This is a genomic window from Streptomyces sp. cmx-4-9, assembly GCF_046548835.1.
GTDB lineage: Bacteria > Actinomycetota > Actinomycetes > Streptomycetales > Streptomycetaceae > Streptomyces.
The window spans coordinates 543,012-554,896 of record NZ_JAEBEE010000004.1; the positions used below are offsets into that span (position 1 = coordinate 543,012).

Sequence of the window (11,885 nt, forward strand, 5' to 3'; positions counted from 1 at the left end):
CCAGCGCGATCGGGGTCCGGTCCGGGTCGTGGCGCCGCGGTGCGGCGCGCCATGCGGTCAGCGGGAGCGGCGCAGGCGCGCTCGGCTCCGGGCGGCCGGTACCACCGTCCACGGCCCCTCGTTGCCGCGGACGGCCGTGCGGATCCGCTCCTCGCGCAGCTCCTTGAGGTGGCTCCGGGCGTCGACCTGGATGGTGTGGCGGCTGGAGGCCACGTACCGGCGTGCGGTGCGAGCCCGGTACGCGGCGATCTCGCGGCGCATCGCGGCAGGCGCGGGCAGCGCGCAGCGGCGCTGGAGCAGGTCCGCCACCCAGTGGGACTGCGCCTCGGCCAGCGGCATGATCGCGCCGAGCGGCTGGACCAGGCCGATGAAGTAGAGGCCGGGGTGCTCCGGGGAGACGACGCGGCGGTAGAGGCCGATCGCGTTGTCGGCGGGGTCGATCAGCTCCTTCGCGAGGAAGGGGAAGGAGATGTCGTAGCCGGTGCAGTAGACGACCGCGTCGATCTGCTCCCGGCTGCCGTCTTCGAAGACGGCGCTGTCGCCGTCGAGCGCGGTGACCATCGGCGTGACGGTGATGTCACCGTGCCCGAGGCGCGAGAGGAGGTCGTCGGAGATGGTCGGGTGGGCGCCGAGCACCCCGTGCCGCGGCTCGGGCAGCCCGTACGCGGACAGCCGGCCGCGGCTGAGCCGCAGCAGCAGTGACAGTCCGGCGGCCTGGACGGACAGGGGCGCACGCGCGAGCCAGGAGCCCGTGAGGTGGTCGGTGGGGGTGCCGAAGAGGTACTTGGGCAGGATGTGTGCCCCCCGGCGCATGGTCAGGAAGGTGCGTGCGGAGAGGCGGGAGGTCTCCACGGCGATGTCGCAGGCGGAGTTGCCGATGCCAAGCACCAGGACCCGTGCTCCGGCGAAGGGTTCGGGGGTGCGGTAGTGGTGTGAATGCGTCTGGGTCCCGGTGAAGGAGTCGGCTCCGGGCAGGGCGGGCCGCGGCATGCGGGGCTTCCAGTGGTGGCCGTTGGCGACGAGCACGGCGTCGTAGATGCCGCCGGTCGCCCCGTCGTCGTCGCGGCGGCGGGCCGTGACCGACCACCGGCCGTCGGGCGTCCTGGCGACGCCGGTCACCTCGGTGCGGAAGGCGATGGAGGGGCGCAGGCCGAAGTGGTCGACGAACGCGTCGAAGTAGCGGGCGATGTGGAGGTGGCCGGGATAGACGGGACTGTCCGCAGGCATGGGGAAGGAGGCGTACTCCATCACCTGGCGGGAGGTGTTGATGTGCAGGGAGCGGTAGGCGGAGGACATGCCGTTGTCGTTCTCGTAGCGCCAGTTGCCGCCGACCTCCGAACCGCTCTCGTAGCAGTCGTACGGGATGCCCCGCTCGGCGAGCACCTGGCAGGCGGCGATCCCGGACGATCCGGCTCCGATCACGCAGACGCGTTCCATGCGGGCCTCCGATATGACCACCCGGTCATGTGACCGGGGGGTCATAGGCTCATCCTGTGTGGCCCGCCTTGTCAACCAGTGCAGCGCAAAAGGGAGTTGCGGTCCGAAGGGGCCGATTCCGGTGCTGCCGGATTCATTGACACGGCTGCGGAGGCACCCCACTATGACCGGGCGGTCACATGACCGCCCGGTCATGCCGCAAACCGATGCCCCTCTCCGCGGTACGGCCGACCGGCCGGTCGCCGTGCGGGAGCCGTCATGCCCACCTCTTCACCACCACCGGACACCTCACCGAAAGCCTCCGCCGAGCCTGCCGTCCCCGACGAGGTCGACGTGCTCGTCATCGGCTCGGGCTTCGGCGGCAGCGCCACCGCCCTGCGACTGGCCGAGAAGGGCTATCGCTTGGCCGTCCTGGAAGCCGGCCGGCGATTCGCCGACGCCGACTTCCCCCGTACCTCGTGGCGGGTGCGCGACTACCTCTTCGCCCCGCGCCTCGGCTGCCGGGGCATCCTGCGGATGACCCTGCTGGGCCGGGTCCTCGTCCTGTCCGGAGCAGGCGTCGGCGGCGGCTCGCTGGGCTACGGCAACACCCTCTACGATCCGCCGCCGCCCTTCTACCAAGGAACCCACTGGGCCTCCCTCACCGACTGGCGCACCGAACTCGCCCCGTACTTCGACCAGGCCCGCCGCATGCTCGGCGTGACGCAGAACCCCCGTTTCACCCCCTCCGACCGGGTGCTGAAGGACGCGGCCCGGGAGATGGGCCGCGAGCACACCTTCCGCGCCACCCCCGTCGGCGTCCACTTCGGACCGCCCGGCACCGCACCCGGCAGCACCGTCCCGGACCCCTACTTCGGCGGCGCCGGGCCCGCCCGCGGCGCCTGCCTGCACTGCGGGGCCTGTATGACGGGATGCCGGCACAACGCCAAGAACACCCTGCCCAAGAACTACCTGGGCCTCGCCGAAGCGGCCGGCGTCACCGTCGTCGCCGACCGCACCGTCACCCGCATCCGCCCCCGCGACACCGGCGCCCACGCCGCGGGCGCCGACAACCCGGAGCCGGAGCCCCGCTGGGCGGTCACCTCCGTACGGACCGGGCGCACCCTGCTGCGCGACACCCGCACCACCACCGCCCGGCACGTCGTCCTCGCCGCGGGCGCCCTCGGCACGCAGCGCCTGCTGCACCGGCTGCGCGCCACCGGCGCACTGCCCGGCCTCTCCCCGCGCCTGGGCCACCTGACCCGTACCAACTCCGAGGCCATCCTCGCCGTACGCTCCCGGGACCCCGGCGCCGACTTCACCCGCGGCGTGGCGATCACCTCCTCCGTGCACCTGGACGACGCCACCCACGTGGAGCCCGTCCGCTACGGGCCCGGCAGCAACCTCCTCGCCCTCCTCGGCGCGACCCTGACCGACCCGGTCCCCGGCCGCCCCCGGCTGCTGGCCGGGCTCGCCGCGATGGCCGCGAACCCCGGCAGCCTGCCCGCCCTGCACCGTCCGCGCCGCTGGGCCCGGCAGGCCGTGGTGCTGCTCGTCATGCAGTCCGCCGACAACTCCCTCACCACCCGACTGCGGCGCGGCCCGCTCGGCGGGCCCGGCTCGCGCCTGACGAGCCGGCCCGGGGAGGGGGAGCCCAGCCCCACCTGGATCCCGGCGGGCCACCTCCTGGCCCGCACCGCGGCCCGGCAGACCGGTGCGCTCGCCTGCGGCACCTGGGGAGACCTGCTGGACATCCCCACCACCGGCCACCTCATCGGCGGCTGCACCGTGGGCGCGGACGCCGAACACGGGGTCGTGGACCCCTACCACCGCGTCCACGGCCATCCCGGGCTGCACATCGTCGACGGCTCCACCATCTCCGCCAACCTCGGCGTGAACCCCTCCCTCACCATCACCGCCCTCGCCGAACGCGCGGCCGCCTTGTGGCCCAACCGCGGCGACGCCGACCCCCGCCCCCGGCTCGGCGCGCCCTACCGTCGGGTGGATCCCGTGGCGCCGCGCCACCCCGCCGTCCCCGCCCACGCCCCGGCCGCCCTGCGGCTGCAGGCCGCCCCGTCCCGACCACCCGAAGAACAGGACCCCGATGCCGACGTATCCACCTGAGCCCTGGCACCTCGCCGGACAGATGCTCCTGTCCTTGTGGGCCGTACCCCGCAAGGACCTGCCGCCCCTCCCGACGGGGGTGCGGCCGCTCGCCGTCGCCGGGCGGGCCCTGATGGGCGCCGCCTGGGTGCGCTACGAGGGCGACAGCGTCCTGCGCTACAACGAGGTGCTCTGCGCCGTCCTGGTCCGCGACGGCCTGCGCCCGCGGGTCTCCATCACCGACATCTGGGTGGACAGCCCGCCGTCGATGGCCGGCGGCCGCGAACTGTGGGGCATCCCGAAGGAGTTGGCGGCATTCGACTTCGAGCCCGGTGCCGGCCGGGACGGGGGCGTGCGGGCCCGTGCCCGGACCGGGGCCGGGGAACTGTGCGCCGCCTCCTTCCGCCTCGGCGGCCGGCTCCCCGGGCGGTGGCCGGTGACCTACCGCGTCGCCCAGGAGCTGGAAGGAAGGCTCGTGACCAGCCCCGTACGCAGCCGCAGCGCGGTGGGCCCGGCCCGGGCTGCCTGGCAGGTCCCGCCCGGCAGCCCCATGAGGGTCCCGGCCGACCGGCCGCCCCTGTTCAGCCTGGCCCTCTCCGACTTCCGCCTCACCTTCGGCACCCGTGCCCCCGCCCCGTCCGGCCGCACGGTCTGAGCCGCCTCCGCCCGGTGTCCCCCAGAGGAGCCCGTATGACGACCTCCACGCCCGCTCCGCCCGCCACCCTCTGCGAAGCCTTCCAACGGACCGTCGCCGCCCGGCCGCAGGAGCCCGCCCTCCTCACCCTCGCGGGCACCGCCCTGACCTGGGCCCAGTACGCCGACCGCACCGCCTCCGTCGCCGGCGCGCTGCGCCACCTCGGTGTGCGGCGGGGCGAGCCGGTGGCGCTGATGCTGACCAACCGGCCCGAATTCCACGTCGCCGACTGCGCCGCCCTGCACCTGGGCGCCGTACCGTACTCCCTCTACAACAGCCTGCCCGCCGACCAGATCCACGACCTGCTGGCCGGTACGGCCGCCCGTGTCGTCGTCACCGAACGCCGCTTCCTGCCGGTGCTGCGCGCCGCTTCCACCGGCACCGCCGTCCGCCACCTGGTGGCCGTCGACGGCCCGGGCGACCAGGCCGCGGACGGCGTGCTCGGCCTCGCGGACGCCGAGGCCGGCGCCCCCGGCCCCCTCGATCTCGCCGCGGCCGCCCGGGAGGCCGGCCCCGACGACCTCATCACCCTCATCCACACCTCGGGCACCACCGGCCGCCCCAAGGCCGTCGAGATCACCCACCGCGCCATGCTGAGCCAACTCGCCGGTACACAGCAGGTGCTGGAGGTCACCGCGCAGGACAGCCACCTCTCCTTCCTGCCTGCCGCGCACATCGCCGACCGGTGGGGCTCGCACTACACCCACCTCCTCTGCGGCACCCGGCTGACCTGCCTGGACGACCTGTCCCGGCTCGCGGAGGCGCTCACCTCGGTGCGGCCCACCCTGTTCGGAGCCGTCCCCTCGGTATGGCAGCGCCTGCGCACCGGCCTTGAGGGCGCGCTCGCCGACGCCGATCCCGGGCTGCGCACGCTCGTCGAGGACGCCCTCGCCACCGGCCGCCGCCTCGCCCCGCGGCGCTGGGGCCAAGCCCTCACCCCGTCCGAGCAGGCGGAACTCGACGCTGCGGACGGCATCCTCGCCGAGCTGCGCCGCCGCATCGGGCTCGACCGGGCCCGGGTCTGCATCACCGGGGCCGCGCCCGCCCCCGAGGGCCTCCAGGAGTTCTTCCACGCTCTCGGTCTGCCCCTCACCGACGCCTGGGGCATGTCCGAGCTCAGTGGGATCGCCCTGATCGCCCCGCCCGGCAGCCCGCGCCCCGGCACCGTCGGCCGCCCCGTACCCGGAGCCGAGATCAGCATCGCCGACGACGGCGAACTCCTCGTCAGGGCGCCTTTCCTGATGCGCGGCTACCGCGGTGAGCCCGGACTCACCGCGCAGGCCGTGGACCCCGAGGGCTGGCTGCACACCGGTGACCTGGCCACGGTCGACCCCGCCGGGAACGTGCGCATCGTCGACCGCAAGAAGGACCTCATCATCAACACCGGGGGCAAGAACATGGCCCCCGCCCGCATCGAAGGCGTACTCAAGGAGGCTTCACCGCTGATCGGGCACGCCGTCGTCGTGGGCGACGGACGCCCCTTCAACGTCGCCCTCCTCGTCCCCGACCGGGAGGCCGTCACCCACTGGGCCCGGCGCGCGGGCATCACCTCGGCCGCGCCCTGGGACACCCACGCCGCGGACCTGGCCGACGCGCTCGCCGAAGCCGTCGCCGCAGCCAACACCCGCCTCTCGCGGCCCGAGAGGATCCGGGCCCACGAGGTCGTCGCCGAGGAGTGGGCGCCGGGCGGAGCGGAACTCACCGTGACGCTGAAGGTCCGCCGGGGCGCGGTCACCGGCCGGTACGCCGACCTGGTCGAGGACCTGTACCGGCGGGCCGGGTCGGGCCGGTGATCTCCGCTGCGTCGGCGCTGCTCGCCGTCGTCCAGCTGCTGCTGGCCGCCGCCGCCCGGCGTACGGGACCGGCCGGGCGGCTCACTGCACTCCTCGGCGGCGCCCTGGCGTACGACTCGGCCGTGGTGGCGGCCGGCGTCCTGCTGGGGGAGGGCCGGGTGCTGGAGACCCTGAGCGCCGGCCGCTTCGTCGTCCACGTCCTGGGCACGCCCCTGGTCGTGCCGTGCGCGGTCCTCGCGCTGCGGGCCGGCCGCCCGGCCCTGCGCGCCGCCTGGGCCGCCGCCGCAGCCCTGACCGCCCTCGGCGCCGCCACCACCGTGCAGGGACTGCACCTGGTTCCCCGTACGTGGGCGGGGACCCTGCGCTACGTGGACGCCGACCCCGGCGCCTTCCCGGCGGCCGCCGTCCTCGCGATCCTCGTCCTGCTGGCGATCGGGGTCACCGCCTGGATCCGGCAGGGAACGCCCTGGATCGCCCTGGGCGCCTTCGCCGTGTTCGCGGCCTCGGCCGCCGCCTTCACGGCGCCTCCGCTGGGCAACCTGGGAGAGGCGCTGATGCTGGCCGGGCTGGTGGCCACGCTGCGGGGCGTCCGGACCCGCCCGCAGCCCGCGCCCACCGCCCGCCCCTGATCGTTACGCAGCAGCGAACGCCGTTCCGCTGAAAGAAACGTCCGCAGTCTTGGCGTGTACGCGTCAATGTGCTGAAGTGGCGTACAACGTTTCCCTCTCCGATACCCCCCACAGGAGGGCACCCGTGCTCCGCACACTCCTGCGCGCCGTCCCGGCCATCATCCTGGCCGCCGCCGCCACCCTGACCGCCCCGACCGCGCTGGCGGCCGCCCCCACCCCCACCCCCGCTCCCGCCGTCGCAGCCGACCCCGCCGTGCCGGGCGCCTTCCCCGTCGCCTGGACGGACCTCACCGTCTCCGCCGCCGGCCGCTCCTACAGCGCCCGCGTCTGGTACCCGGGCAGGAGCGCCGGCGCCAACGCCCCCGTGGCGCAGGGCCTCCACCCCGGGCTCGCCTTCGGCCACGGCTTCTTCCAGGACATCTCCAAGTACGAGAACACCCTGCGCCACTACGCCTCCTGGGGGTTCATCACCGTCACCCCCAAGTCCCAGGGCGGCATCTCACCCAGCCACAGCGGCTTCGCCGACGACCTGAACGCCGCCCTCACCTGGCTGACCGCGCAGAACTCCGCCACCGGCTCCCGCTTCGCCGGAGCCGTCGACACCGGCCGCTACGCCCTGTCCGGCCACTCCATGGGCGGCGGCGCGGCCCTGCTCGCCGCCTCCCGCAACCCGGCCGTCCGATCCGTCAGCACCCTCGCCGCCGCCGAGACCAACCCGTCGGCCGTCAGCGCCTCCGCCGCGCTCACCATCCCGGCGCAGTACGTCGGCGGCAGCAGGGACACCGTCGCCGGGGTCGAGGGGCACCAGCGCAAGATGTACGACGCCAAGCCCGCCCCCACCCAGCTGCGCGTCGTCACCGGCGGCTTCCACTGCGGCTTCACCGACAGCGGCGGCTTCGGCTGCGACAGCGGTTCGGTCGCCCGCGCCGAACAGCAGCGCCTCACCCGCGCGGTGACCACCACCTACCTGCTGTACACGCTGGGCCTGGACACCTCCCTGCGGGACCAGGTGTGGGGCGCCGCCGCGCAGAGCCTGCCCGGCGTCGTGTACACCGCCAAGCCCTGATTGCGGCCCGGCCGACCCACCCACCCGGAGGAACGCCATGAGCGCACCCGCCCCCCGAAGCGAACCGGAAGGGGAGCGGGGCGCGTTCACCGTCTTCCCCGGCCGGCCCCCGGTCACCGTCCGGCGCGGCACGCCCGCGCCGTTCGGGTGGTGGCCGGCGGTCTGCATCGCCCTCGTCGCGGCGGTCGACCGCATCGAGTACAACCTCCTGGCCGGCGCCCTGCCCCGGATCCAGGAGGAGTTCGGCTTCGGGGACGCGGCCGCCGGGGCCATCGCCACCGGCGGATCGCTCGCCGCCGTCGTCCTGCTGCTCCCGGCGGGGCGGCTCGCCGACACCGCCCGCCGCACCTGGGCCGTCGCGACCGTCGTGGCGGTCTGGTCGGTGCTGACGGTCGGCACCGGGCTGGCCGGCGGCTACCTCACCCTGTTCACCGTCCGGATGTTCCTCGGGGCGGCCGGCCAGCTCTACAACCCGCCGGCCTCCAGCCTGCTCGCCGACTACTACCCCGGCCCCGGCCGCACCCGTGCCTTCGGGTACGAGCGGATGGCCTACTTCGGCGGTCTGCCGATCGGCGTCATCGCCGGCGGCGCCCTCGCCCAGAGCGTCGGCTGGCGCACCGGCTTCTTCCTGGTCGCCGTGCCGGGCCTGCTCACCGCCCTGCTCGTGCTCACCCTGCGCGAGCCGGTCCGCGGCACCGGAGACCGCCTCACGCTGTGGTACCGGCGCGAGGGCGGCGGGCCGCCGGCCACGGGGGCCCACTCCACGGGCAGTCCCGCCGCCCCGCCGCCCCTGCGCGGACAGGTGGGGGAGCTGCTGCGCATTCGTACCCTGCGCACGGTCGTCACCGGTCTCGGCATCCTCTTTTTCGGCCTCGGCGGCCTCTTCTACTGGATGCCCTCCTACTACGGCCGGTTCTTCGGCCTCGGCGAGGCCGAGGCCGCCGCGGTGGCGGGGGGCGCCGGGCTCGTCGGCATCGTCGCGGGCATCGTCACCGGCAGCTGGCTGGGGGACCGCGACCGGGGCGCGCGCCGGGGCCGCCGCATCGCCGTGGGCGGCGCCGGCCTGCTGTTCGGCACCGCCGCCCTGGCCGGAGCCGTCGCGGTGCCCGTGCTCGTACCGCAGGCCGTGTGCTTCACCCTCGCCAACTTCGGTTTCGCCGCCGCCCTGGCCAACCTGACCGCCGCGAACGCCGATGTGGTGGCGGCCGAGCGCCGCGGCCTCGGCTTCGCCGTCCTGCAACTCCTGGTCACCCTGGGCGGATCGCTCGGCCCCTGGCTCATCGGGCTGGCCTCCGACGCGACGGGATCGCTCCGCTGGGCTTTCGCGGCGGTACTGGCACCCCTGCTCGCGGGATCCGTCGTCGTCCTGCGCGGCCGCCACTCCTACGAGGCCGACGCGGCCGCGGCGGCCCGCCGCTCAGTCTGCATCGCGGACGCTCCTTGACGTGCACATGCACCGCTCAGTTTACTGACGGAGAAACAGAGTTTCCTCCAGCGAAACACCGTGACATCCCTCGCACGCCGACGACAGCGAACAAGATCGGATCACTGATGACCCACTCCACACACCCCCACACACGGCGCAGCGCCGGCCGCGGCATCGCGGCGGGCCTGCTCGGTTTCGCCCTGCTGACCGCCGTGGGCACCGCGGGCCCGGCCCGCGCCGCCGAGACCCCGCAGAGCCCCACCCCCGTCCCCACCCTCGTCTACGCGGCCTCCGTCGGGTCCGACGCAGCCGACGTCTACTACCCCGAGACCGGCAGCAGGCTCCCCGTGGTCCTGCTCCAGCAGGGCGCCAATGTCGACAAGAGCCACTACGAGGGATACGCCCGCACCGTCGCCGCGTTCGGCTTCGTCGTGGTCGTCCCCAACCACCTGCGCGCCGTCTTCGGCGTGCCCGGCCTGTGGGCCTCCGCCGACCAGGGCCTGACCGCCGTCGCCTGGTCCAAGGCCGAGAACGCCCGGGCCGGCAGCCCCCTCGCCGGCCGGCTGGACCCCGCGTCCTTCGCCCTGCTCGGCCACTCCTTCGGCGGCGCCGCCGGCGTCGCGACCGTCCAGGGCCAGTGCGCACCCCCGTTCTGCTTCGGCCTGCCCCCGGGTGCGGTCAAGCCCGCCGAGCTCAAGGCGGCCGCCTTCTTCGGCACCAACAACGTCCCGCCCGGCGGGGGTCCGGTCGCCCCGGTGAACAACACCGTGCCGGTCGCCCTGATCCAGGGCTCCGGCGACGGCATCGCGGCCCCCGCGGCGGCGCAGGCCACGTACGAGGCGCTGAGGGGCACCCCGAAGGCACTCGTCACGGTCGCCGGGGCCAACCACTACGGCATCACGGGCGTCCAGAATCCGCCCGGCGCCGTCCCGGACCCCTCGGCCCAGACCACCGACCAGGTCGAGGGCATCCGTACGTCCGCCCGCTGGTCGGCGCTCTTCCTCAAGGCCGCACTGGGCGACGCCTTCGCCCGCTCCTACGTCCGCCACTGGGGCGACCCCGCGGACCCCGCGGTCACCGTCCGGCAGGCCTACTGAGACGGAGGGGGCCGGCACCCCACGGCGCCGACCCCCTCCCGTACGGCCGGAACGGCAAGGGCCGGGCCGCGGATCACTGCCGCAAACGGCTCCCGACGGTGGCCGTACCTCCCTCGCCGCCCCCCAGGGACGTACGGCGGAACCCGGCGCCGTCAGCCGCGCCCGTGCCGCAACCGGATCAGCGTGCGCAGCGCGAACGGCTTCCACCACGGCGAACGCAGCCGGGTCAGCCCGGAGCCCGTCAGGTGTGCCCGGCGCACGGTCACGGCCTGCGCGGAGGTGAACTCCCGCAGGCCCTCCCGGCCGTGCACCCGGCCGAAGCCGCTCGCGCCGTTGCCGCCGAACGGCAGCCCCGGGATGCCGCCGAAGGTCAGCACCCCGTTCACCGAGACCATGCCCGCCCGCAGGCACGCGGCGACTGACGCGTCCGCCGAGCGGGAGAAGACCGCCGCGCCCAGTGCCTGCGGAACGGCGTTGGCGAGCGCGACGCCCTCCTCCAGGTCCCGCACCAGCCGTACCACCACCACCGGGCCGAAGGTCTCCTCCCGTACCGCGGGCCGGTCTTCGGGGACGTCCGCCAGCACGACCGGGTCCACCAGGCCCGGTTCCCGGAACGACTCGGGACCGCCGACGAGGAAGCGTCCGCCGTGGGCCGCCGCGTCCTCGACGTGGACGCGCACCACCTTCTCCTGCTCCGCGGTGGTCAGGCGCCCGTAGTGGCTGCCGGCCCGCACCGGGGCAAGCTCGGCGGTCAGCGCCCCGATGAACTCCTCGCCGACCGACCGGTCCACGTAGATCCGCTCCACGCCCGCGCACGTCTGCCCGGCGTTCGAAAAGGCACCCCACACGGCCGCCCGCGCCGCCGCCCGGACGTCCGCGTCTGCCGCCACGATCAACGCGTCGTTCCCCCCGCACTCCAGCACCACCGGGGTGAGGGTGTCGGCGCAGGCGGCCATCACCGCCCGGCCGGTCCGGGTGGAACCGGTGAAAGCGACCTTGTCCACGCCGGCCCGGCACAGCGCCTCCCCGGCCTCGGCCCCGCCGGTCAGCAGCAGCAGGGCGTCAGCCGAGCCGGGGTTCGCCCGGTGGAAGGCTTCCACCAGCGCCCGGCCCGTCTCCGTCGTGTACTCGCTCGGCTTGAACACGGCGGCGTTGCCGGCCGCCAGCACTCCGGCCAGCACGCCCAGCGGGGTCAGCGCCGGATAGTTCCACGGGCCGATCACACCGACCACCCCCAGCGGCCGGCGCTCCACGCGGGCCCGGTGCTCGGCGGACAGCGCCCCCGGCGGCACCCGTCGCGGGCGCAGGGCCCGGCGGGCGTTCCGGGCGGCCCAGACCAGGTGTTCCAGGCCGGCCAGCAGCTCCAGTTCGGCGTCGGCCGCCGGCTTGCCGGTCTCCTCACGGATCACGGCGGTGACCTCCGCCCGGGAGCGGGCCAGCCCGGTGGCCCACCGGCGCAGCCGGAGCTCCCGCTCGCCGAAGGTGAGCCCGCACCAGCCGGCGGAGGCCTCGCGCGCCCGGGCCAGCGTGCGGTCGATGTCCGGTGCGGTCATGGTGGTGTCAGCTCCCGATCGTGGACAGGCAGGACATGGGTGCGGGGGAGGGGCGCACGGCGCGGCTCGGGACCCGGCGCGGAACCCTCCCCGGCCGCGCCGGTTCGC

General features: G+C 75.0%; 9 protein-coding genes. 7 read left to right on the forward strand and 2 right to left on the reverse strand.

Annotated elements, in window-relative coordinates; translation table 11 throughout:
• Positions 1-57: 57 nt before the first annotated feature.
• On the reverse strand, positions 58-1,482 hold the full coding sequence (locus tag ACLJTM_RS16150; protein WP_411104255.1) for an NAD(P)-binding domain-containing protein: 1,425 nt from the start codon (positions 1,480-1,482) through the stop codon (positions 58-60).
• 213 nt (positions 1,483-1,695) lie between these two features.
• On the opposite strand from ACLJTM_RS16150, the gene ACLJTM_RS16155 reads away from it, so the two are divergent.
• The 7 genes from ACLJTM_RS16155 (at position 1,696) to ACLJTM_RS16185 (ending at position 10,224) form a co-directional block, all read left to right on the forward strand.
• Positions 1,696-3,540: a GMC oxidoreductase gene (locus ACLJTM_RS16155; protein ID WP_411104256.1), complete on the forward strand. Its 1,845-nt coding sequence runs from the start codon at positions 1,696-1,698 to the stop codon at positions 3,538-3,540.
• On the forward strand, positions 3,521-4,174 hold the full coding sequence (locus ACLJTM_RS16160) for an acetoacetate decarboxylase family protein (RefSeq protein WP_411104257.1): 654 nt from the start codon (positions 3,521-3,523) through the stop codon (positions 4,172-4,174). Before ACLJTM_RS16155 ends, ACLJTM_RS16160 begins: the two co-directional genes overlap by 20 nt.
• A gap of 35 nt (positions 4,175-4,209) precedes the next feature.
• On the forward strand, positions 4,210-6,006 hold the full coding sequence (locus tag ACLJTM_RS16165; protein ID WP_411104258.1) for an AMP-dependent synthetase/ligase: 1,797 nt from the start codon (positions 4,210-4,212) through the stop codon (positions 6,004-6,006).
• On the forward strand, positions 6,003-6,635 hold the full coding sequence (locus ACLJTM_RS16170) for a hypothetical protein (protein WP_411104259.1): 633 nt from the start codon (positions 6,003-6,005) through the stop codon (positions 6,633-6,635). Before ACLJTM_RS16165 ends, ACLJTM_RS16170 begins: the two co-directional genes overlap by 4 nt.
• Positions 6,636-6,759: 124 nt before the next feature.
• Positions 6,760-7,701 (forward strand): alpha/beta hydrolase family protein, encoded by a 942-nt coding sequence (locus ACLJTM_RS16175; RefSeq protein WP_411104260.1) that lies wholly within the window; start codon positions 6,760-6,762, stop codon positions 7,699-7,701.
• Between the two features lie 37 nt (positions 7,702-7,738).
• Complete coding sequence (locus ACLJTM_RS16180; RefSeq protein WP_411104261.1) at positions 7,739-9,145, forward strand: MFS transporter; 1,407 nt, start codon at positions 7,739-7,741, stop codon at positions 9,143-9,145.
• A 107-nt stretch (positions 9,146-9,252) separates the two neighbouring features.
• A complete protein-coding gene (locus ACLJTM_RS16185; RefSeq protein ID WP_411104262.1) occupies positions 9,253-10,224 on the forward strand; it encodes a hypothetical protein in 972 nt (323 codons plus the stop codon).
• 152 nt (positions 10,225-10,376) lie between these two features.
• On the opposite strand, the gene ACLJTM_RS16190 is transcribed toward ACLJTM_RS16185, so the two are convergent.
• Positions 10,377-11,777 (reverse strand): aldehyde dehydrogenase family protein, encoded by a 1,401-nt coding sequence (locus ACLJTM_RS16190; RefSeq protein WP_411104263.1) that lies wholly within the window; start codon positions 11,775-11,777, stop codon positions 10,377-10,379.
• Positions 11,778-11,885: the final 108 nt, after the last annotated feature.

What these genes read in the sequence shown, in the direction of transcription:
- ACLJTM_RS16150 (WP_411104255.1), bottom strand. Translation starts at nt 1,482, where the DNA reads ATGACCCCCCGGTCACATGACCGGGTGGTCATATCGGAGGCCCGCATG.
- ACLJTM_RS16165 (WP_411104258.1), top strand. Translation starts at nt 4,210, where the DNA reads ATGACGACCTCCACGCCCGCTCCGCCCGCCACCCTCTGCGAAGCCTTC.
- ACLJTM_RS16185 (WP_411104262.1), top strand. Translation starts at nt 9,253, where the DNA reads ATGACCCACTCCACACACCCCCACACACGGCGCAGCGCCGGCCGCGGC.
- ACLJTM_RS16190 (WP_411104263.1), bottom strand. Translation starts at nt 11,777, where the DNA reads ATGACCGCACCGGACATCGACCGCACGCTGGCCCGGGCGCGCGAGGCC.
- ACLJTM_RS16180 (WP_411104261.1), top strand. Translation starts at nt 7,739, where the DNA reads ATGAGCGCACCCGCCCCCCGAAGCGAACCGGAAGGGGAGCGGGGCGCG.
- ACLJTM_RS16155 (WP_411104256.1), top strand. Translation starts at nt 1,696, where the DNA reads ATGCCCACCTCTTCACCACCACCGGACACCTCACCGAAAGCCTCCGCC.
- ACLJTM_RS16160 (WP_411104257.1), top strand. Translation starts at nt 3,521, where the DNA reads ATGCCGACGTATCCACCTGAGCCCTGGCACCTCGCCGGACAGATGCTC.